Here is a 23,143-nt window from a genome sequence, read left to right on the forward strand (position 1 = left end):
CTTTTTCATAGTAGTAGCATAGTAAACAGCCTTAAGCTGAAATACCCTACCTGAAAATTTAATTTTTTTCGAAAACTAATATATCAGTGCCGCCATTGCCACCACTCACATCAATTAAGCTGATTTTATTTGCGGTGCGTTCCTGTATATCCCAGTCATCTGTAAAGTTTACAAATGCGGCCGGCGCCGAAAAGCCAATATTAAAATCTATATCATTGCCCGGGCTGTCATCATCATTACTGTTGCTGCTGTTAGTAACACTCCAGGTACCGGTGTAGGTGTTGGTTCCGTTTGCAGCCGTTAACACATTACTATTGCCAAAAGTAAAGTTGTAGCCGGCAAAGTGGTTGGTTTCATTATTACCACTGTCAATGTAAGAGGTAATGTGCCATGTACCCTGGCTTACGGTGTTTACCACATCGGCCACGTTGCCGGCGTTGTTGTTTGCAGGGGTGCTGCCGTCATCAGAACATGAGGCAAGCGAAACCAGCGCAATGCCTGCCAGTAAAAAAATGTTGCGTTTCATAGTGTTAATTGTGTTTTATCTACCACAAAGTAACAGCTATTAGCAAATGAAATTGTTACAAAACAGGTATTTACAGTTCATGGTTTAGGATTTGCAGCAGACGATTTAGAAAACGAAAACAGTTATGGGGTTTCAACCAAAATTACTTTGGTATTTTTAATCACGCGGTAATCTCCGGTACCGGACCTGCGTTGTACTAAAATGGATTTATCTTCAGGCTCGGGGTTTGGAATATAGGCAAGCCTGCCGGTAACGGTTATTTTTTTATTAAGGTAACTACTATCGAGGTTAACACCTTCAAGTATGTATTCGCCGTTTTCATTATTTATAACGTGCCCGGCCTTGCTATTGCCTACCACCCCGGTAACGGTTATGGTATCGGTTTCAACCGAAGCGCACCCGGCAACAGCAATTGAAAGGAAAATGAGAAGTTTTTTCATACACGCTAAGTTACTGAATTAGCAAAAGATACCACCATAATTAGTTATAAACCTTTAGCGAAGCCTAAAATAAAAATTTGCACCCACCACCTGTAGTGTTATTTTTTTTCTAATTTAACAGCCCATTTTTAGCGCTATGAAAAAGGAAAACCAACCGGGCATTTGCGAAGAACTCACCTTTGCCGCCTTCTTTAAGAGCCAGGCAAAAGCGCTGCGCAATTACCTGTACTACAAATTTGGCAACGAAGAGCAGGCCGAAGACGTTACCCAGGAAGCTTTTATTAAGCTTTGGGAAAACTGTGCCAATGTGCCGCCCGAAAAAGCAAAATCATTTATTTATACCGTGGCCAATAACACCACGCTAAACCAGATTGCCCACCAAAAGGTGGTGCTTGAGTATGCAAAAAAAGCACCAGACAGAAGCACAGACAACCAGGCACCTGACTATATACTGGAAGAAGAGCAGTTTAAAACCAAATTGCAGCGCGCCATAAACAAACTGAGCGAGGCCCAGCGTACGGCCTTTTTAATGAACCGCATAGACGGCAAAAAATACCACGAAATTGCCGAAGAACTGGGTATAAGCACCAAGGCGGTAGAAAAGCGCATAAGCGGTGCACTTTTGGAACTTAGAAAAGAAATTGATAACTTTAGGTAGGGTTTTTTAATACCTGCCTGTTATAGAGCTATAAAACAATGGCATTCAAGATGGAAGAAGATGTTAAGTTAGCAAAGTGGCTAAGCGGAGAGATGAGCGGGAAGGAGCTGGAGGAGTTTATGCAAACGCCGGAATATGCCACTTACAGCAAGATAAAGGAATTCTCGGCGCAGCTAACAGCGCCGCAGATGGATATGGATTCTCTTTACAACAAAATCCAGCAAAACAAACACAGGACACGTAATAATGAACCCAAAGTGCGCAGGCTTACTGCATGGCTGCCCCGCGTGGCTGCCATACTGCTGCTTGCCTTTGGCGCCGGATACTTTTTATATACCGGCCAAACCAGCAACCACCTTGCCGATAACGGTAAAAGGGATACCTTTTTACTGCCCGATAACTCTGAGGTAGTGCTTAACGCAGGCTCTGCGGCTGAGTTTAAGGAATGGGACTGGAGCAACAACCGCCACATAGAGCTTAAAGGCGAGGCTTACTTTAAAGTAGCCAAAGGCCAGAAGTTTGATGTGGTTACCCCCGAAGGCACCGTTACCGTAGTAGGTACTCAGTTTAACGTTAAAGCCCGAAACGGCCGCCTTGATGTTACCTGCTATGAGGGTAAGGTAAAAGTAGTAAGCAACGGGCAGGAAATACTGCTTACACCCGGCAAAAGCGTAGCTTATGCCAACGGTAAAAACCTGGATATAGCTAACGACAAGCACCAGAAACCGGTGTGGATAGGCGGCAATGAGGTAGCTTTTGAAAACGAAAGCCTTGAGCAGGTAGCCGCCGAAATAGAACGCCAGTATAACATTAAAATTAAGGTTGATGCCCAAACGGCAAGGCCTTATACCGGTGCACTGCCTACTAACGATATTGAAACTGCCCTGGGCATTATAAAAGCCCACTGGACACTTAATGCTGCAAATGCAGGCAATAACATCACATTATCGGCAAAATAATGACCGCCGCCATAAGGCACTTTAGCATACTATTTGTTTTTTTTTTCGGCGCCCGCAGCTACGGGCAGATCGAACAGAATAGTGTTGAGCTAAAGGTTATACTTCAAAATTTAGAAAAGCAGCACCATGTGCGCTTTAGCTATAACGAAGGCGAAATTTCTGCACACCACATTTTCCCCCCGCCCGAAAATATGCCCCTTAGCGCTAAGCTGGTTTACATACAAAACCGCACGCTACTGGGCTTTATGCGTATAAAGAAGTATATAGTGGTGTACAGGCCCCAAAAGCCGGTTATAGCACCCCTGTGCGGCTATGTGACTGATGAAATGGGCATGCCCATAAACAACGCCATTGTGCAGTATAACGGCAAAAAACTGGCCACCGGCGCCGACGGTTATTTTGAGCTCCCTCCTGATAATTACAAGGATATTTATGTGGCCCATGATGGTTACATACAAACTTTTGTGGCCGCCCAAAACCCCGATGGCGACTGCCAGAAGATTACCCTTGTGCTGGAACCCGTGCAAATGGAAGAGCTGGTAACTGAGCGTTTTATTGCCACAGGTATTTCTAAAAAGGCTGACGGCAGCTATACTATACAACCTAAAAAATTTGGCATACTGCCCGGGCTTATTGAGCCTGATGTACTACAGGCCATGCAGCAGCTGCCGGGCATTACCAGCGTAGACGAAACGGTGAGCAACATAAACGTGCGCGGCGGCACACACGACCAGAACCTGTTTATGTGGAATGGCATACGCCTGTTCCAGACGGGGCATTTCTTTGGGCTTATATCTGCCTTAAACCCCAACCTGGCTCATAATATACGCATTGTAAAAAACGGTACACCGGCCTTTTATGGCGAAAGCGTTTCGAGCGCTATAGATATTTCCAGCAGGCTTAATGATATAGGCGAAAACAGCGGCAGTGTATCATCTAACATGATTGGTGCCGATGCTTATGCCAAGTTTAAAATCAATGAAAAAGCCGGGTTTGAAGTTACGGCCCGGCGTTCGTTTACTGATGTGCTTGATTTTCCTACCTATACCAACTATTCTAAACGTATTTTCCAGAACACGGTGGTTACCGCCCTTGAAGGCAATGGCGATGTAAATTATAAAAGTGATAAGGAGTTTTATTTTTATGATTTTACCGTAGGCTATCACCAGAAAATTGGCAAACGCCACGACCTGTATGCCGATGTGATAGGCATTAACAATTCGCTCGATTTTACCCAGGGTACCATTACATCAAGCAACGTGGTTACACAAAACAGCAACCTTGACCAGCACACGCTGGGCGGCAGCATATCATGGCGCACGGTGTGGAATGACAGGCACAGCAGCGATGTAAATGTGTACGGCTCATATTATAAAGTAGACGGCCGCAATGCTTCTATAGAATATGAGCAGGTTACCGAACAGGAAAACAACATACTTGATGCCGGTGTTAAGCTATCGCACCATTATAATTTTATGCCTGAGCTAACCCTGCACGGCGGCTACCAGTTTAACGAGATAGGTATAGAGAATACCGACAGGGTAAACCAGCCGCAGTACAGCCGCGAGGTTAAGGAAGTACTGCGCAGCCATGCCCTGATAGCCGAAGCCGAATACAAGCCCGAAAACAGCCTTCTGTATGGGCGTGCGGGCATTCGTGGCAATTATATTGAACAGCTGGGCAGGCTGTATGCCGAACCGCGCTTTCAGGTGGGGTATGCCTTTGCCCCGGGATGGAAACTTGAGGTTATGGGCGAACAAAAAAGCCAGAGCGCCAGCCAGGTGGTAGAGCTTCAGGGCGACTTTTTAGGTATTGAAAAACGCCGCTGGATATTAGCTAACGATAATGATATTCCACTACAGCGCAGCAACCAGCTAAGTGCCGGCATTACTTTTAAGCAGCACGGATGGCTGTTTACCCTTGATAATTTTTATAAACGTGTGCGCGGCATTACCACCCTTGGGCAGGCATTCCAGGACCAGCTGGAGCAGGTGCAGGCCACAGGCAATTATACGGTTATAGGCAGTGAGTTTTTAGTCCAGAAACAGTTTTACGGTTTCAACACATGGCTTAGCTATACCTTTACCAACAACAATTATCGTTTTAAGGGTGTAGAGCCAAAGCATTTCCCCAGCAGTTTTGAAATAAGCCATTTGGTAAAGGGTGCGGTATCTTATGAGTTTAACAACCTTAAACTGTCGCTGGGCGGCAAGTGGTTTACCGGCAGGCCTTACACCCCACCCCTGCTGAGCATACCTACCACCGATAATAACGGGCAGCCTGTTATTGCTTATGACTACCCTAATTCTGAAAACCTGGGTAACTTTCTTGAGGTCGATTTTTCGGCGCTATACACACTTCAGCTATCTGAAAAAGCGCATATGCAGGTGGGCCTATCGCTTATAAATGTGCTTGACAGGCGTAATATTATTAACCGCTACTACCGTATTAACAACACCAACGGCGGTATAGAAATGGTTAATACCTATGCCTTGCAACGCACCCCAAATGCCATGATAAAAATTAGTTTTTAGGTTTTACAGTAAACTCCAGTTCGCTAAGCTTTTGGGCAACAAACTGCGGGGTTATACTGTCTTTAAAGTTAGATATATTTTCGGCAGTAATATAAAAATCACCCTGCTTTAGCCGAACCGAAATAAATTTAAATTCATGCTCATATTCTGCAAATGCCGGATGCGAAGATCCAACCTTCCATACCATAGCACTATATGCTGATGTGTTTATACTATCGATAGCTTCAATTTTATCATAAGCCCCTAATCCGGGATCGGAAATGGCCCAGTTAATATTGGTAGTTTCAACATTAAAATCAAAACCTGCATTTTTAAGCCCGGGTTCAGTAAACACTATATCCGGCCAGAATTCCTGTGTTGATTGTGCTCCAGGCGATTCCATAAAAGTTATGGGTTTATCCGGAACCAGCCTATGCTTTTCGGGTATGTGAGATTTTACAATAACGGTTTGTTCTCCCACAGGAATTTTTACCGTGCTGCAGCCTATTGCAAAAACAATCACTATTATCAAACACTTTTTCATACTTCTAATATAAAAAAAATCCGCCCTGCTACAGCAGGGCGGACCACTTATAAAGATGAACGAAACAATTAATTCTTAACAATTTTTTGTACGCCTGTAGTACCGTTGGCAAAATCTACCCTTACTACATAAATACCATTTTGAAGTGCAGAAAGGTCAAGCCTGTCTGTAGCACCTGTAAGCACTACCTGGCCCAGTGTATTGGTAACCGAAACGGCTTTAATTTCCTGGCCGTTTGCTGTAATAGTGGCTACATCATTAACAGGGTTTGGAGATATGGTAAATGCAGCTGCTGCAAAAGTTTCGGTATTTAATACATCTACCTCACCTGTAAAGTAAGCCGACAGCGGGAAATATCCCTGAGCACCTGTAAACTGTGCGGCAGGAACCCTCATTTTAAAACTGTGCTCACCAGCCTCAAGGTTACCAAGTTCTACAACCCTTGTAGGTACTTTATCGCCCGGGCACCAGTTGTTCCAGCTCCAGGCTGAGTTAGTATCTGGCCTTGTGTTGTTAGTACCGTCGCACAGGTAATAAATACAGTTTGACTGGGTGTTGTAATCAAAGAAAGGCACGCAAGACAAACCGCCCGGCCTGTAAGACAGTTTCTGAGCATTATCAAGATAAACATAATGCCACCTCCTGACATATTCCTCACCGCCAGAGTTAGAACCGTGGTTAGAATTGATAAAGTAAAACTTAGCGTTTTCTACCGGCTGGTTTAAGTAAAATGTAAATGTTTTCTCGGTTTGGCCTAAAACATCTGTACCGTCAAGGGTATAGTTTTTAAGTTCAAATTTGTGCGAAAGCGCATCAAACACCACAAGCTGTTCTTCATAGGTTCCACTTGAAACCAGCTCAAGAGAGCCACGGTATACATCCTGCCTGTTAGCGCATATTGTAGGATATTCTACAGCTGCACCACCCTGGCCGGGGCCACCCTGGTAACCCGCGATTTCAAATTCTATCCAAAAATCATACTGTTCTGCAAGAACCGGATGGTGTAAAATATTAAGCACATGGCTAATATCCCAGGTGTAAGGCACTTCTACATCGCCATCTGGCACCATAAACGGGGTAATAAAACGGCCAAGCTCAATCCTTTCGGTAACTGCGCCGAACTCGTAAGTTGTTTGGCCTGCCGGAACAAATGCAAGGTTTACGTTACCTATCCTGTCATAGTTATCACACAAAGATGCAGCGGTAACGTTTAGCGTAAGTGTGTTGCCAAAAGCAGCTATCTGCTCGTCAGTAAGCGGTTTTGCAACAGTTGTATTGCGTAGGCGTATGGCACCCTCAGGTACGGGTTCATTTTCAACAAGTCCGCCATACATATTATAAAATACAGCGTTATCAAAAACCTGCAGCGAAGTAGATTCCTGGGCATTAGCCCCAAAACCAAAAAACGCCGCAAAAGAAAGTGCGAGTAATGTTTTTTTCATTCGAGTTAGTAAGTTTAAGGGGGCAATTTAAGTATTTTTTAATAAAATCTTCACATTATCCCGGCAAATGCTTCATTTTAACACACTAAAACACGAATTGAGCTATAAATGTTATATTTAAAACTGGAAATAAATAAACGGTTGCGGCCCTGCCGATGCCGCGGCATACACCAGCCAGCAGGTAAGCCCCAAAAGCACGGCTTTAGCAACAAGTGGCGTTTTGTCGAAAGCGGTGCGCATGGCACGTGTAATGCCCTCCGGCAGGAAATGCCAGGCATAACCAATAGCCATAAGTATAAATACGTTTTTGTATCCCAGTATTATGGTTTCCCACTGTTCAGGAGCAAACGTAATATCGCCTATGTTATGGATAAGCTCCAGGGCATTGGTGAAGTCTTTGGCGCGGAAGAATATCCAGCAGAATGCCACAAAGTGGAACGTGAGCAACACGCTGAAAAAGTTCCAGATACTGCCGCCAAAGGTTTTCTTATCGCTTTTTGAAGGGAAAAACTCTGCCCATATTTTGTGTACAGCAAGGGCTATGCCGTGCAGCGCACCCCATATAATAAAACGCAGGCTGGCACCGTGCCACAAGCCGCCAAGCAGCATGGTGGTAAGCAGGTTTACATTGGTAAACATGGTTTTTTCGCGGGTTTTGCTCAGCACGAAGGTTAGTGTAAATACTGCAAGAGCTGAAACACCTAATATAAGCGGTATGTTGCTGGTGCGCGAAAAATTAATGCCAAACACTATAAGCCCGAAGAAAAACAACGCCGGAAATAAAAAGCCCCCAAAGCTGCCGTGTCGGTTGCCCCCTACTGATATGTAAAGAAAATCTTTTAGCCAGGTAGATAGCGATATGTGCCACCTGCGCCAAAATTCGGTTATGCTGGCTGATTTGTATGGCGTACGGAAGTTGGTAGGCAACTTAAAGCCCAAAAGCAGCGCTATACCTATAGCCATATCGCTATAGCCGCTAAAGTCGCAGTATATCTGTATGGTATAGCCGTAGGCCGCCATAAGGTTTTCAAACGGGGTGTAGGCGCTGGGCAGGTCAAACACGCGGTCTACAAAGTTTATGGAGATATAATCAGATATTACCGTTTTCTTGATAAGGCCGCCAATGATGAGGAACAGCGCACGGTTAACGTCGTCTTTGGTAAGCTGTAGTTTGGCGTATATCTGCGGGATAAAGTCCTTTGCACGAACAATGGGCCCTGCCACCAGCTGCGGGAAGAACGACACAAAAAACAGGTAGTCTATATAGTCTTTTGCCGGGGTGATTTCCTTTCGGTACACCTCTATAATGTATGATATACTCTGGAAGGTGTAGAACGAGATACCCACCGGCAGTATGATTTTATGGAACGTGTAATTCCATCCCATAAGGGCACTGCTGCTCTCTAATATAAAATTGGTATACTTAAAGTAGCCCAGGAACGTAAGGTTAACTATTACGCTAAACCACAGGTAGAGCCTGCGCTGCACGGGGCGTTCTTCCCTGTAAAGGAAAAAACTGAGGGTGTAATCTACCACCGATGACATTACCAACAACAGGAAATACCACTCGCTGCACAGGTAGTAAAAATACAGCGAGAACGCCGCAGTGATTATCAGCCGCAGCTTAAAAGTATTGTGCACGGCAATATATACCGCATAAAACAGCAGGAACAGCGCCAAAAACTTATCGGTGCTGAAAAGCATAGGTTTATCAGGGTCATACACAAACCACTGCACCACCTTATCCCATGTGAATTTCTGCAATAAATGATCAAGCCACATTACTTCCTGTTTGTTTTAAAATTGTCGTATGCTTTAATAAATGCTTCAATAAATAGTTTGCCCTGCTTTTCGTAGCCATCTTTGGTATAGTGCACCCTATCGGTACTGATAAACCCTTTTTTGGCATTGCGGGGCACACTGTACAGGCCACCCATTTCGCTGTACATATCCCAGGTTGCAAGGTTTTTCTCTGCTTCCTGCATGGCTATACCCTTGGCATAGGCCGCAGCAAATGTATTGGGGTATTTGCGTTTAAAGAGCGATGGCGGCGGTGTGGTTATTAGTATGGCGGCATCCGGGCACTGCGCCCTTACATTAGCCACAAACTGGTTAAGCTGCTGTAAAAAGGCATCGGCGCCCATTTTGTCGAACGACTCGTTAGTGCCCAGCGAAATAACCACCAAATCAGGCTTCAGGGCCGGCAGCTGCTCAAAAAACAGAGGGAAACGGTTGTAATCGCTGGCCTTGGCACCGTTTACACCTATGGTGTGGTATACAATGCCCGGGGCATCATTTTCCAGCACCAGGCCGCTAAGGCTGTATTCTTTACGCTCGCCGTGGGGCAGCAGGTATATTTTATCTATGGCAGCATCACTATGGTAATAGTGCGAAAGCGAATCGGCCTGTAGCGCCAGCGGTATAAATTCTGAGCGCTTTATTTCTTTCTTTTCTTTTTGGCTGGTGGGTATCTTAAGCGTTTTACCTGCACGGATGTTGTTGTTTTTAAGCCCGTTGGCACGTTTTAGCTCGGTTATGGTAACGCCATACTTTCGGGCTATGCTACCCAGCACCTCGCCGCTTTTTATTTTGTGGTGGATTACCTTGGGCACCGTGCTTTCCATAATAATGGTTTTGCTGCTGGTAGCCATGTCAAACGCCTCCTCATTGCCCGGGGTAATAACCTTTATGGTGTTGAAGTTATAAGCGCTATCTTTAACGTTAAGCTCTACGGCAAAATTTTCATGGGTTTCAAGGGCTATACCGCTAAGACCCACCTCCATATCAGGTTCGGCGGCATAAATCACGCGGCGGCTGTTCCATGAGGCGTTGCTTTTGTAGCGGGTATTGTAGGTGCCGTTAGTTTTTGCAAGCTGGTGCGGAAAGCTAAACCCGGCCCCACCGTTGCCATACTGCTCCTGCAGGCCTTTGCGTATACAGTTGGTAAACAAATCGGCCTGTATGTGGCTGTCGCCAATGTGCACAATGTTTACATGCCCTTTGCCCTGCTCCTGCATGTAGTACAGCTTTTCAAAAAACAGGCTAAGCGATGATGTATTGGTAATATTGTTGGGGCCAGCCACCTCTATGCTGTCTATAAGCGTGGTAACAAGGCTGTCCATAGCCACCTCATCTACATCGGCAATGGCAATGCTGTCTGTTTCTACCTCAAGCGAGTCTACCTGTGCCATAACGGTACAGGTACACAACAGGCATAGTATGTACAGCAGTTTATTCAGCATTTGTAGTGGTAGTGTCTATCCTTCGGGTTACAGAATCCGGCCTTGGCGCCGTTCTTACCGGCTTGGGGTGTTGTACCGGCTGCACGGGCTGTACAGGCGTTTTGGTTTCCGGCTTAACTGAATCAGGCTGCGGTGCAGGTTTGGGCTTCTCCGGGCCTTTTTTTCCGCGCAGGCGCTTGTAGGTTTCATAACCGTCGTTTATCTGGCTGTAAATAAGCCCCGATACCTTTTTGGCACCGCGCATATTAAAGTGCGTATAGTCTTTATTGGCAAGGGCCGGAACTTCCTGCTCTACCCATTTAACCATAGAGCCATCGCCGCCCATAAGGGTGTACAGGTTTACGTAAGCCGACTGCGTTTGCACCGCATAGCGCTTTTGCGCCAGGGCAAGCGGCACCACGGCCGAGTCGGTTTTCATCTCGGTATCGTACTTGGTTGACTTATCGGCAGTTGAAACCACGAGTATAGTTACACCAGGGAAGCATTCGCGCAGGTGATTTACCACGGTAGCCATGCGTTTTTCATACCAGCTGTAGTTAAGTTTGCCGTAGTTAAGCACGTTTGTACCGTAATGCAGTATTACCAGGTCATACCCCAGCTTATCGTTAAACGACTTCATAAGGGCGGTGTTAAGCGTGCCGTTTGGCAGGCCAGAGTTGCCTCGTGTGCCAAAGTTATCTACGTGTACGCCCTTGCCATCGTCAAAATTAAAGCCGTAAACAGGTATGGTATCAGCCTTTATAAAGTCGGCTTTAAAACCTTTTACGTTATCAGCAAGCCTCATGGTGTTGAGCAGGCCGGTTGGGTTTAGCTTCTTGGTAAGGGTATCGTTGCCTATAATCACATTAAGGCTGGCCTTAGTATTACCGCTGCGCCCGTAAAACAGCGTAGGGTTGTTAAGCGAACTGATATGTGGCTTGTTAACCGCCTTAAATTTAATCCACACCGGGTTAACGGTATCGTGCTTTGCAAAAAACACGTGGCCGGTAATGCCAAACGGCTTCGGAGGGTTCTTTACCTTAAGGTAGCTTACGGTTTTCCAGTTGTTAGAATACTGGTGGGTTAGCGTACTGCGCGATGGTGCGCTTTCTGATGTAATGTTTACAAAGCCCACGCCCTCTCCGCCAAAACGGCTTTGAAGCTCTTCGCGCAGGTCTTTTACAATCAGGTCGCCATCGGTCATTGAGTCGCCAAAATAGGCTATGCGCACATTGCCCTGGCCTGTGGTTTCAAGCTGCAACAGCTTTTCATAAAACTCCACCAGGTTTTGGTTGCCCTTGTAGTTTTCAAAATCCTCGGTGGGGAATTTAATGCCGTTTACCGCCGCAAGGTGAATGGGCGATGATTTGGCAAGGGTATCTCCGGCAGAATCATCTATAGTATCGTTAACCGCCTCAAGCATAAGGCTGTCTACCACCACGTTTTTGGTATTGCCGGTGGTTTCGGTAAATATCTTTTCGGGCAGCACCTCCTGAAAGCCCAGGAAGGCAGCCACGGCAAGCACCACTATAATATATGACTGGGAAAAATATGATTTGTCCTGGCTCACGGTGTCTTAATAGTTTTAGGGAGAATTACATACGCTCCGGCACGTTAATGCCCAGCAGCGCAAAAGCAGCCTTAATGGTTTCGCCCACTTTTTCACTCAGCTGTGTGCGGAATACTTTTTCGGTTTCCTGCTCAGCGCCTAATACCGGTACGCTTTGGTAGAACGAGTTGTACTCCTTAACCAAATCATAGGTATAGTTTGCCACAAGGGCCGGGCTGTAGCTGTTTGCCGCGCTTTGCACCACATCAGGAAACTGGGCTATGCTCTTTATAAGCGCTTTTTCCTTTTCGTGAAGCTGTACCTCAGCAACCGGCAGCGTAACCGACCTGTTAAAATCAGCACGACGCAGCAGGCTTTGTATGCGTGCGTAAGTGTATTGAATGAACGGGCCTGTGTTTCCTGCAAAATCAACCGACTCTTTCGGGTCGAACAATATGCGTTTTTTAGGGTCAACCTTTAGGATGTAGTATTTTAACGCACCCAGGCCTATAATGTTATATAAACGTGCTTTTTCTTCATCGGTATAGCCATCGAGCTTGCCTAATTCTTCCGATATAGACTGCGCGGTGGCGGTCATTTCGTCCATAAGGTCGTCAGCATCTACCACGGTGCCTTCGCGGCTTTTCATTTTACCGCTTGGCAGGTCTACCATGCCGTAAGACAGGTGGTACAGGTGTTCTGCCCAGTCATACCCCAGTTTTTTAAGGATAAGGAACAGCACCTTAAAGTGATAATCCTGCTCGTTGCCCACGGTATACACCATGCCGCCCACATCAGGAAAATCTTTAACACGCTGTATGGCAGTACCTATATCCTGCGTTATGTATACCGAAGTACCGTCTGAACGCAGTACGATTTTACGGTCAAGGCCGTCCGGCGTAAGGTCTATCCAAACTGAGCCATCAGGATCTTTTTCAAACACGCCCTTGGCAAGGCCTTCTTCTACAACATCCTTACCTAAAAGGTAGGTATTGCTTTCGTAATAGTTTTTATCAAAATCAACGCCTATGGCTTCAAACGTAGCATCGAAACCTTTGTATACCCAGCCGTTCATTTTTTCCCAAAGGGCTACAACGGCTGCATCGCCGGCTTCCCACTTGCGGAGCATTTCCTGGGCTTCCAGCATAATCGGGGCCTGTTTTTTAGCCTCATCTTCGGTTGAACCTGCGGCTACAAGTCCGTTAATTTCGTTCTTATACGCCTTGTCAAATTCCACATAATACTTGCCTACCAGTTTATCGCCTTTAAGGCCACTGGTTTCGGGGGTTTCGCCATTGCCGAACCTCTCCCACGCAATCATGCTTTTGCAAATGTGTATACCGCGGTCGTTAACCACCTGTGTTTTATACACCTTTTTGCCTGCCGCCTGTAAAATTTGTGCTACAGAATAGCCCAAAAGCACGTTGCGCACGTGGCCCAGGTGCAGGGGCTTGTTGGTATTGGGCGATGCATACTCTACCATTACGGCTTTGCCATCGGCATCGGGCTGGCGGGTACCAAATGCATCGTCACCTTTAATTTCGTTAAAGTAATTGATGTAATAGGCATCTGAGATTACAATGTTAAGGAAGCCCGCCACTACGTTGAAACGGTCTACAACATTAGTATTTTCTACAAGGTAGGCGCCTATTTTGTTGCCCAGTTCTACCGGGTTGCTGCCCTTAATAACTTTTAGCAACGGAAAGATAACCAGCGTAATATCGCCCTCAAAATCGCGCCTGGTGGCCTGTAGTTCTGCCTTGTCTAACTCTATGTTGAAAAGGGCCTGTACAGCCGCCTGAATGTGGGTGGTAATGATTTGCGATAATGCCATTAGTTACTCGTTTTTTAAAGCGTGCAAAGATAATACTATTTTGCCAAGTTACAGAAACTGCGGCCACTAAATAATTTGTTAAAACAACCCGCTGTTTTACAGCCTGTATGACAAAATCGTATTGTGTTTTGACAAAATGCGTTAACACATCTTATGGTCACAAATACCATCAATTAAATCGTTTTCGTAAATTGCCGCCATAACCAAACTCCAGATTTATGAGAACAACTTTAGTAAAAATGATGCTTGCCCTGTGGTGTGTGGCCATAGCCACATCGTGCAGTGATGACGAGGGTTCAACCGCAAAAGACCCGCTGGCTTTTAGCATTACACCCGAAACCATTGCCTTTCCGGCAAACGGCGGTAACAGTATTATTAACATCCACCTTGACAGCGCAAAGGACTGGACGCTAAGCAACACCGCAGATTGGATTACGGTAGAGCGTAATTCGGGCAACGGCATAAGCCACATTAGCATGGCCGTGGCCGCCAATGAAAGCACCGAAGCACGCCAAACCACCATTGCTGTAACCTCTGACGGCGAAACACGCCAGGTGGCTATTACACAGGCAGGCAGCGAACCTGAACCTGTTTTTACATACGATATTGAACCCGACCCCAGTAATATGGGTACGCTTACCAGTGTGGAGCTCGCCGCACAAATGGGTACCGGATGGAACCTGGGCAACTCTCTGGAAGCCATAGGCGGCGAAACGGCCTGGGGCAACCTCGCCACCACGCAGTCGCTTATTGATGCCGTAAAGGCCGCCGGGTTTACCACCATACGCATTCCGGTGTCATGGAGCGTATTTAGCAACCAAACCGATTATACCATAAACCCTACCTGGCTGGCCCGTGTGGAAGAGGTGGTTAACTATGCCCTGAGCAACAATATGTATGTAATTATGAACGAACACTGGGATGGCGGCTGGCAGCAGCCTACTTATGCACAACAGGAGTATGTAAACAACCGCCTGGCTGCTATGTGGAAACAGATTGCAACACACTTTCGTGATTATGACTACCACCTGATTTTTGCGGGCACCAACGAAATTATGGTAACCGATAATTACAACACCCCTACTACCGAATACTATACGGTACAGAACAGCTTTAACCAAACGTTTGTTACGGCGGTACGCGCAACCGGAGGGCGCAATGCCTACCGCTACCTTACTGTACAGGGCTTTAATACCAACATAAACCACACGGTGGCGTTTGCCGAAATTCCGGAGGATGTTACCCCTAACCGCCTGCTTATGGAGGTGCATTATTACGACCCGTATAACTTTACGCTTAACGAAAACAGTACCATTACACAATGGGGCAGCATTGCCACCGACCCTGCCCTTACCGAAACCTGGGCTAATGAAAGCTATGTTGATGCACAGTTCCAAAGTATGAAAACCAACTTTATAGACCAGGGCGTGGGTGTTATACTGGGCGAGTTTGGCGCCATTGTGCGCACTGATGTGGCAGGCAGCGAAACCTACCGCGAGCATTATATTAACTATGTAAGCACATCGGCGCGCAGCCACGGCCTTGTGCCTGTGTATTGGGATAACGGCTTTATAGGCAACCATACCATGGCGCTCTTTAACCGCAATACGGGCGAGGTGCTGTATCCGGGGATACTTGAGGCGGTTATGCCATAATCAGATAGCAGGTGGCAGTTTGCAGTTTGCAGTTGACATAGGAGTAAGCGGGTGTGAGTGAAGCTATTCCCCTCCCACAACTATCTCGTAGACACAAGTAAAGTCTAATTTTTTTGACACAAAGGCCACAAAGATTTACACCAAGAACACCAGGTTTTTTACTCTTAAAGACCACAAAGCTTTATGGTCTTTATAAAGATAGTCTGATTTGTGACCTTTGTGTAAATCTTTGTGTTCGTTGTGGTTAAAAAACATCATTGTTGAAGATGTGTTTATTTTTATCAAACACAAAGACACTAAGATCACAAAGGAAAATATAAAAGTTTGAAGCAACTTCTTTGTGGCCTTTGTGCAAACCTTTGTGTTCGTTGTGGTTAAAAAAACATAATTGTTGAAGATATGTTTATTTTTATCAAACACAAAGACACTAAGATCACAAAGTTTTGAAAATAAGCAACTTGAAATTTTACTTTGTGCTCTTTGTGTCTTTGTGTTTAAACCTTTAATCCCCTATAGCATAGAATACTACAGGGGATTTTTATTTACCGAAATGGATTGCCTACGGCAAAAAGCCAACCCATTCAAACCGTTGCTACCGAAATTTTTTCCCTACGGGAAACAGCCCCGCATACTACCGTTTAACGATTTTTACAGGCAGTAAGATATCTGAAAAGCATTCTTCACTACAAAAAATTAATTTCTTAAAACAAAATCAAACACCCATAATTCCCTAAATTAAAATAACTTACATCTTAAAAAGATTCTAAATAATAAAATTGTAACAAAATCGTGTAACAAAATATTTCGTCGTTAGTCTTATGAGCATATCATCAATCAGGCCCGGCGGCGGGCTAACCACCCGCCGCTTTTTTAAGGCTAACAATTAATTAACGAACAATGAAGTTACACATGCTGTTTGTGCTGCTTATTGGCAGCATCACAACTCTTTTTGCCCAAAATCCAGGTAGCATATCAGGTAAAATTACCGATGGCACTACCAAAGAACCCCTGCCTTATGTAAGCATTGTGGTTAAAGACGGCGCTACCGTTGCCGCAAGTGACGTAAGTACCGAAACGGGCGATTTTACCATAAAAAACCTTCCGCTTAAAAGCTATACCGTAGAAGTAACCTACATGGGTTATGAAACTAAAGTAATGAGCGCAACACTGACTGATGCCTCTAAATCGGCTGCACTGGGCGTTATTGCCCTGGGCGAATCGGCCACACAGCTTGAGGAGGTTGAAATTGTAAAAGAGCTTACCACCATAGAGCAAAAAATAGACCGTAAGGTTATTAATGTGGGGCGTGACCTTACCACCGCAGGCGCTACTGCCAGCGAAATCATGAACAACATTCCATCGGTTAACGTAGACCAGGACGGTAATATATCGCTTCGCGGTAACGCTAACGTGCGTGTGCTTGTAGACGGCCGCCCTACCAATATTGATGCGGCTACATTGCTAAAGCAAATCCCCAGCACATCCATCAAAAAAATTGAGCTTATTACCAACCCCAGCGCCAAGTACAACCCCGAGGGTATGAGCGGTATTATTAACATTGTACTGCACAAAAACGCTAACGACGGTTTTAACGGCAGCTTTAATGCGGGTATTACCTTTGGTGAAACGCCTAAATTCAACAACTCGCTCGATATGAACTACCGCACCGGCAAGGTTAACTTTTTTGCCAATGTGGGCAGTAACTTTGGCGAATACTTTAACGGTGGTGTGGTAAGCCGCCATGACGTAAACTCGCGCAACGATATTGATGTGGTTAACGACAACCAGGGCATACTGGGTAAAATAGGTATGGACTACTACATTAACGATTTCAACACGCTATCGGTTTATACCAACCAAAACTACGGCAAGGGCACGGCAACCATAGGCAACGGTATTACCTACCCCGAAGGCAGCCCACTTGAAAACATTTTCCAAAACAGCTCGTTAGACAGCGATAACCACAACAACAGCTACAACCTTGCCTTTAAGCATAAGTTTGAGAAAGAAGGCCATACGCTTGATTTTGAATCGAACTATAACGACAGCAAGGAAACCCAGTTTGTAGATTATGATACTACAACCGGCAGCGCCGCCCCTACTTATTATACGGATGATGTGGTAGACAAACGCGAAAACTTTACGGCCAACCTTGACTATGTTAACCCTATAGATGACAAAAGCACAATGGAGCTTGGCGCCGAAGCAAGGCTTATAGGCAGCGATAACAGCTACAACACTACACGCCCGCTGCCCAACCCGGCACTGCAAAACTCGGTTTATACCTACGATATGTACATTTACAGCGCCTATGCCACATGGGGACAGCGTTTTGATAAATGGAGCTACCAGCTGGGTGCACGCTTTGAGAGCTACAAGGCCAAGGCCAACTTTAACCGTGGCGAAAGCACTTTTGAAGACGACTATTTTACCGTATATCCTTCGGCATACCTAACGTATACTGCAAGCGAAAAAGATATGTTCCAGATGAGCTACAGCCGCCGTGTAGACAGGCCAAGCCTTGACCAGACCAAGCCTATACGCGAATTTAGCACGCCACAGCTTACATCATTAGGTAACCCTGAGCTTGAGCCGCAGTTTACTAACTCGGTTGAGTTTAACTATACCCGTATGTTTGGCCAGGGCTCAAGCATTACCGGTGGTATTTTTTACAGGCTTATAGATAACGAAATCAACCGCATTTTCTACCCGGATGAAACTACTGACAACACCCAGGACCAGATTATGAGCTTTGATAACTTTAACAACAACAAATCGTATGGTTTTGAGGTTTCGGCCAACTACAAAATAAACAAGTGGTGGGATATACAGCCGGCGGTAGACTTTAGCAGCATCAGCCAGCAGGGTATGGTAAGCGTACTGGAGCCGGGCAGCGATACCGAATATGAGTTTGTTAACCGCAAGGTAGACGTTAACGCCTTTAATGCCAGGCTAAACAGCAACTTTAAAGTAAACAAAAGGCTTAGCCTTAACCTGTTTGGCTTTTACCGTGGGCCGGTAAGCGGTGTGCAGGGTGACAGCAAAGAAATGTATAAGATAGACAGCGGTGCACGCTACACCCTTCTGGACAATAAAATGACGCTGAGCCTTCGCTTTAGCGATATGTTTAAAACCATGCGCTACGGCTTTAGCGGGCTTAACCCGTTCCCGCAAAGCGGTGAGTTCAGGTGGGAGAGCCGCACGGTATACTTTGGCCTAAACTATATGTTTGGTTCAGGCAAAAACAGGGCTATGCAGCGCAAACAGCGTGATGACAATACTTCGCAACAAGGCGGAATGTTCTAAAAGCCGCAGGCTTTTAGGGTTGGGAGTTGAGGGTTTAGAGTTGGCTTTAAAGTTCAGTACCACAAAGTGTACAGTTGGATAAACAACCGTAAAACAACTCAAAACCCGCAACTCCCAACAGGGAAAATAGGTTTAGGTTGGTAAGCCCCGCTACAGCAATGTGCGGGGCTTGCTTTTTTGGTTAGGGGTTGGGAGTTGAGGGTTGGTTTTAAAGTTCAGGGTAACAAAGAATCCCCCGGGCGATGCCCGGGGCTATGGAAGATCTGACCCTTACAGGGTCGGATTGCTTAACAGGCGTTTTATAAGCTCATGCTTCGTAAGACCAAGCATTACGGAACATGAAAACTGCTATTCCCTTGATATCTGGCTACTAAGTTTATCCTGAACTTTAAAACAACTCCCAACCCGCAACCCCCAACTAAGGTAAGATTTCAATCACCGCACCATCTTTAACGGCGGCGTAGAGCTCATCAATCTCAGGATTGGTAACGGCAATGCAGCCGTGGGTCCAGTCTTTAAAGCGGTGAAATTTGCCTATGTAGCCACGGCCGTTGCGCAGGCCATGTATTTTGATGTCGCCGCCGGGTGATTTACCTCTTGAGGCTGCATGGGCACGGTCGGCACTATTAGGGTAGGACACGCCCAGGTTTTTGTGGTAGGCGCTGTTGGGGTTACGGGCGTTGATGGTATAGGTGCCTTCGGGGGTACGCATATCGCCCTCATACTCTTTGTGGCCGGTGGGATTGCCACCCAGGGCTATGGTATAGGTTTTTATAAGGCGGCCATTAGCCCAGGCCTCCATGGTCCGTTTAGACTTATACACCACAAGACGGTCTATAACCGTACCGGCAGGCAGCTTTTTGCCGGGATAAAAATAATAGGCCGTAATGGCGCCTATGGCGGCAAGGCTAATGAGCGATATTACGGTTTTAGGTTTCATACCTGTAAAGATAATTTTTTTGCCATTTGGTAAACCTGAATTTTCATTCTGAAAAAGCGTGAAAATTTTTAATCCGGTTTTAGGTGTAAAATCAAAAATCAGGAGCAAAAAAATAGCCCAACGTATTTGCTGGGCTATTTGATGGAAAATGAATTCCGAAAGTGAAATATTAGCGTTAATTTCTTGTTAAAATGTAAGAAATTACTTTATCGAGTTACCACTTTATGATGGCACTTCCCCAGGTAAACCCGCTACCAAAAGCTGCCAAAACGACAGTATCACCCTCCTTGATTTTACCTTGTTCCCAGGCTTCGGTCAGGGCAATTGGCACCGATGCAGCAGTGGTATTGCCGTACTTCATGATGTTGTTATAAACCTGGTTATCAGACAACTGAAACTTTTGTTGTATAAACTGGCTGATGCGCAGGTTGGCCTGGTGGGGAATGAGCATATCAATGTCAGACACCTGTAAGTCATTGGCTTTCAAACCTTCAACTATTACTTCACTGAAACGTTGCACTGCATTTTTAAACACAAACTGGCCATTCATGTAGGGGTAGTAGCTTTCGTCGTTAGGGTCGGCATCGGCAATGATGTCGGTTACCCACCTTTTACCCATACCCGGCGCTATAAGACTCAGTTCCTCAGCATGTTGACCTTCGCTATGCAGGTGTGTAGAAAGTATGCCTTTGGTTGTATCTTCCTCGCGGGTAAGCACGGCTGCCCCTGCTCCATCACCAAAGATAACCGATACGGAACGGCCACGGGTAGTCATGTCTAACCCTGTGCTATGCACCTCACTACCAATAACTAAGATATTTTTATACATACCGGTTTTGATAAACTGGTCGGCCACCGAAAGGGCATAAATAAACCCTGAGCACTGATTGCGCACATCAAGGGCGCCAATGGTTCGGCTCAGGCCTAAATCCCTCTGTACCAGCACACCCGGCCCCGGAAAATAGTAATCAGGGCTAAGGGTAGCAAAGACAATGAAGTCTATATCATCCTTACTGATACCGGCACGATCAATAGCTACCTGTGCTGCCTTAACGCCCATTGTGGTTGTAGTATCCTGACCCTTAACCACATGGCGGCGCTCCTGTATACCGGTACGCTCCTGAATCCAGGCATCGTTGGTATCCATAAGCTTGGAAAGGTCATCATTAGTAACAATATTATCGGGCACGTAATGGCCTAATCCTGATATCCTGGAATGGTACATAGTTGCTGTTTTAGAGAATTTTAGAGGGCAAAATTAGTCAATCTGCAAATTATAAGCTTAAATATAGTCAATTTTTGGGATATTGGGCAATAAAACTGCTGATTAAGTTGTTATATTTGGCAAAAAAAGTAGTATGCCCAGGTTGATACCCACACTTATAGCGCTGTTTTCAGTATCGGTTTTAGCAACTGCCCAAACTACTGAAAACAAAACAGTTGCAACGCAGGAAGCGGAAACATGGTCGGTTTCGCCACAGTTTCCGGGTGGTATGACGGCGTTTACAAAGTATGTGGAAAGCAACCTGAAGTTTACAAAAAACTGTAAGATTTTTGTAAAATTTGTGGTAGAAACAAACGGAAAACTATCTAACATACAGATAGTTGACAGCGTAAACGAAGAAACCGATAAAAGGATTATAGATGTGCTTGAAAAATGCCCTGCCTGGATACCGGGTTCTAAAGGCAACGAGGCCACAAGAACAGGCTACCTATACCCAATAATCATAACCGGTTTTAAGGATTAACCAAAGGCGTTTCGGTCTACCGCAAGGCTAACCTCAAGATTTACAGGTAGTTTTTTTTGGCTTTCGAAGAAAATAACCTGCTTATCGAGCGCTGCTTTCACAAGGTAGCGGTTTCCTTTAAAATAGCATTGTTTTACCACCACCCTTAGTGGTCCACCTTCGGCTACAATAAGCTGGTGGGGGTATATAAGCACCTTTTCTTCAGGGTTTTGTGTAAGGGTTAGCAACTCCAGTTTTATCTCATTTACCTCGCCAAATAACGATGCCGTGTACTTATCGGCCGGGTTGTAGTAAATATCCTTACTGGCAGCCATATCAATTATTTTTCCACCCCTCAGCACTATAGTTTCATCGGCAAACGAAAGGGCATCTGTACTGTCGTGCGTGGCCACAATAACGGTTATTCCCTTGGCTTTCAGGTAGGCAAAGAGATTACGGCGCAGCGCATTTTTACGGAAGTTATCAATATGGCTAAAGGGTTCGTCAAGTAAAAGCACTTCAGGCTCAAGGGCAAGCACCTTAGCAAGGGCAATGCGCTGTTGCTGGCCGCCGCTAAGGTATTGTGCCTTAACATCGGCAAACTGTTGCATTTCAACAATTTCCAGCAGCTCCATAGTACGCTTGCGCTTCTCCTCGGGGTAAAAATTACTCAGGTAAGCCCCAACATTCTCGGCAGCTGTAGTATAAGGCATAAGGTCAAAATCCTGCGCCAGGTACTTCATGTAGGGCATACCCGGTATCAGGTTGTGCTTAGGGCCGGTAACAGGCTCACCCTTAAAGGTAATCTCCCCGGCATTAACGTCATACAGGCCATAGATAACCTTAAGCAACGTGCTCTTTCCACAGCCGCTTTCGCCTATTACGGCAATGTTACGGCCTGTTTTGGCATTAAACGAAATGTTGTGCAGTATGGTGTTTTCGGTATACCCGAACGATATGTTCTTTACAGCAAGCATTTAAGCAGGAATTAAGGTGCAAAAATATAGCTAAACCTACTAATCTAAAAATATATAACATTCTATTATGTAAATAAATCTGACAATTGTAACCAGTTGCAATACATCGATATAATTGTTAAATCATCAATATGCTCACATATTTACATTATGAAATTGTAAATTTAATAATCAAAACAGCTAATTTTGCCAACCTTTTAAAAAATCAACTTATGAAAAAATCAATCTTAGCGTTTTTAATGCTAATCATCTCATTATCAACTTTTTCTCAGGAAAGCCACGGCCAGTTTTCATTAGAAGGCTCTTATGGACTGAGCATTGCCTCTACCCCTAACCTTACTGATACCAAGTATTTTAATATTGGCGGCCGCTATATGTTTAATGAATTTTGGGGTATAAAAGCCTTTTATTCACAGGATAAATTCCGCACAGATGCTACTCCTGCAACCGGTGTTGATTATAAAATAATATCTGCCCAGGCGGTTTATAATGTAGGCCGTGCACTATCCCTGCCCCGCTATACAGGTGGTTTTGTAAACGTGCTGGCACATGCAGGATTAGGCTATACCTATGCAAAATCTAACATATTTCCTAATGACGATAATATAGGGAATGTTACCATTGGCATTACCCCCCAAATTTATATAATAAAAAACCTTACACTACATACAGATCTTTCTTATACGCTTAATATTAAGCAACATTACAGGATGGATGGCTATCCACATGATATGGTAGACAGATCCAATTTCTTTACCGGAGGCATACTTAACGCCTCTATTGGCCTGACGCTTTATCTGGGCAAACACGGTTCTGACAACGACTGGAGATAAAAAAAACGGCTGCCAAAAG

18 protein-coding genes are annotated in these 23,143 nt (G+C 45.3%); 7 read left to right on the plus strand and 11 right to left on the minus strand.

What is annotated here, in order from left to right; all coding sequences use genetic code 11:
- Positions 1 to 58: 58 nt before the first annotated feature.
- Both AM279_RS08375 and AM279_RS08380 read right to left on the minus strand, forming a co-directional pair.
- Entirely contained in the window at positions 59 to 526 is a 468-nt protein-coding gene (locus tag AM279_RS08375; protein WP_054407534.1) for a hypothetical protein, read from the minus strand.
- Between the two features lie 122 nt (positions 527 to 648).
- Positions 649 to 966, minus strand: coding sequence for a hypothetical protein (locus AM279_RS08380; RefSeq protein WP_054407535.1), 318 nt, complete (start codon positions 964 to 966; stop codon positions 649 to 651).
- 136 nt (positions 967 to 1,102) lie between these two features.
- Here AM279_RS08380 and AM279_RS08385 point away from each other — a divergent pair, with 136 nt between their 5' ends.
- The 3 genes from AM279_RS08385 to AM279_RS08395 are packed head-to-tail and all read left to right on the plus strand — an operon-like array spanning position 1,103 to position 5,117.
- Positions 1,103 to 1,624 carry an RNA polymerase sigma factor gene (locus AM279_RS08385; protein WP_054407536.1) on the plus strand — a complete coding sequence of 174 codons (522 nt, stop codon included), beginning with the start codon at positions 1,103 to 1,105 and terminating at the stop codon, positions 1,622 to 1,624.
- Positions 1,625 to 1,662: 38 nt separating this feature from the next.
- A complete protein-coding gene (locus AM279_RS08390) occupies positions 1,663 to 2,583 on the plus strand; it encodes a FecR family protein (RefSeq protein WP_054407537.1) in 921 nt (306 codons plus the stop codon).
- Positions 2,583 to 5,117, plus strand: coding sequence for a TonB-dependent receptor (locus AM279_RS08395; RefSeq protein WP_054407538.1), 2,535 nt, complete (start codon positions 2,583 to 2,585; stop codon positions 5,115 to 5,117). The genes AM279_RS08390 and AM279_RS08395 overlap by 1 nt, the downstream gene beginning before the upstream one ends.
- On the opposite strand, the gene AM279_RS08400 is transcribed toward AM279_RS08395, so the two are convergent.
- The 6 genes from AM279_RS08400 to argS all read right to left on the minus strand — a co-directional run bounded on the left by AM279_RS08400 (position 5,107) and on the right by argS (position 13,686).
- Positions 5,107 to 5,640, minus strand: a complete 534-nt coding sequence (locus AM279_RS08400; protein ID WP_054407539.1) for a hypothetical protein — start codon at positions 5,638 to 5,640, stop codon at positions 5,107 to 5,109. The genes AM279_RS08395 and AM279_RS08400 overlap by 11 nt on opposite strands.
- Before the next feature lie 68 nt (positions 5,641 to 5,708).
- A complete protein-coding gene (locus AM279_RS08405) occupies positions 5,709 to 7,082 on the minus strand; it encodes a peptide-N-glycosidase F-related protein (RefSeq protein WP_054407540.1) in 1,374 nt (457 codons plus the stop codon).
- Between the two features lie 117 nt (positions 7,083 to 7,199).
- Positions 7,200 to 8,864 carry an MBOAT family O-acyltransferase gene (locus tag AM279_RS08410; RefSeq protein WP_054407541.1) on the minus strand — a complete coding sequence of 555 codons (1,665 nt, stop codon included), beginning with the start codon at positions 8,862 to 8,864 and terminating at the stop codon, positions 7,200 to 7,202.
- On the minus strand, positions 8,864 to 10,324 hold the full coding sequence (locus AM279_RS08415; protein ID WP_054407542.1) for a GDSL-type esterase/lipase family protein: 1,461 nt from the start codon (positions 10,322 to 10,324) through the stop codon (positions 8,864 to 8,866). Before AM279_RS08415 ends, AM279_RS08410 begins: the two co-directional genes overlap by 1 nt.
- Positions 10,314 to 11,873, minus strand: a complete 1,560-nt coding sequence (locus AM279_RS08420; protein ID WP_236688510.1) for a GDSL-type esterase/lipase family protein — start codon at positions 11,871 to 11,873, stop codon at positions 10,314 to 10,316. The genes AM279_RS08415 and AM279_RS08420 overlap by 11 nt, the downstream gene beginning before the upstream one ends.
- A 25-nt stretch (positions 11,874 to 11,898) precedes the next feature.
- Entirely contained in the window at positions 11,899 to 13,686 is a 1,788-nt protein-coding gene (argS, locus tag AM279_RS08425; protein ID WP_054407543.1) for an arginine--tRNA ligase, read from the minus strand.
- A gap of 218 nt (positions 13,687 to 13,904) precedes the next feature.
- On the opposite strand from argS, the gene AM279_RS08430 reads away from it, so the two are divergent.
- A complete protein-coding gene (locus tag AM279_RS08430; RefSeq protein WP_054407544.1) occupies positions 13,905 to 15,341 on the plus strand; it encodes a cellulase family glycosylhydrolase in 1,437 nt (478 codons plus the stop codon).
- Positions 15,342 to 16,238: 897 nt separating this feature from the next.
- The gene (locus tag AM279_RS08435; protein WP_054407545.1) at positions 16,239 to 18,647 is read left to right on the plus strand and encodes a TonB-dependent receptor domain-containing protein; all 2,409 of its coding nucleotides are present in this window, start codon (positions 16,239 to 16,241) and stop codon (positions 18,645 to 18,647) included.
- 418 nt (positions 18,648 to 19,065) lie between these two features.
- On the opposite strand, the gene AM279_RS08440 is transcribed toward AM279_RS08435, so the two are convergent.
- The gene (locus AM279_RS08440; protein ID WP_054410208.1) at positions 19,066 to 19,587 is read right to left on the minus strand and encodes a L,D-transpeptidase family protein; all 522 of its coding nucleotides are present in this window, start codon (positions 19,585 to 19,587) and stop codon (positions 19,066 to 19,068) included.
- Positions 19,588 to 19,801: 214 nt separating this feature from the next.
- A complete protein-coding gene (locus tag AM279_RS08445; RefSeq protein ID WP_054407546.1) occupies positions 19,802 to 20,812 on the minus strand; it encodes a 3-oxoacyl-ACP synthase III family protein in 1,011 nt (336 codons plus the stop codon).
- Positions 20,813 to 20,945: 133 nt separating this feature from the next.
- Between AM279_RS08445 and AM279_RS08450 the strand changes: the two genes are divergently transcribed.
- A complete protein-coding gene (locus tag AM279_RS08450) occupies positions 20,946 to 21,335 on the plus strand; it encodes an energy transducer TonB (RefSeq protein WP_054407547.1) in 390 nt (129 codons plus the stop codon).
- Here the strand turns inward: AM279_RS08450 and AM279_RS08455 are convergent.
- Positions 21,332 to 22,291, minus strand: coding sequence for an ABC transporter ATP-binding protein (locus tag AM279_RS08455; RefSeq protein WP_054407548.1), 960 nt, complete (start codon positions 22,289 to 22,291; stop codon positions 21,332 to 21,334). The genes AM279_RS08450 and AM279_RS08455 overlap by 4 nt on opposite strands.
- A 212-nt stretch (positions 22,292 to 22,503) precedes the next feature.
- On the opposite strand from AM279_RS08455, the gene AM279_RS08460 reads away from it, so the two are divergent.
- Positions 22,504 to 23,124, plus strand: coding sequence for an outer membrane beta-barrel protein (locus AM279_RS08460; protein ID WP_160316437.1), 621 nt, complete (start codon positions 22,504 to 22,506; stop codon positions 23,122 to 23,124).
- The last annotated feature ends 19 nt before the right edge of the window (positions 23,125 to 23,143 follow it).

Source organism: Flavobacterium akiainvivens, from assembly GCF_001278115.1.
Taxonomy (GTDB): domain Bacteria; phylum Bacteroidota; class Bacteroidia; order Flavobacteriales; family Flavobacteriaceae; genus Flavobacterium; species Flavobacterium akiainvivens.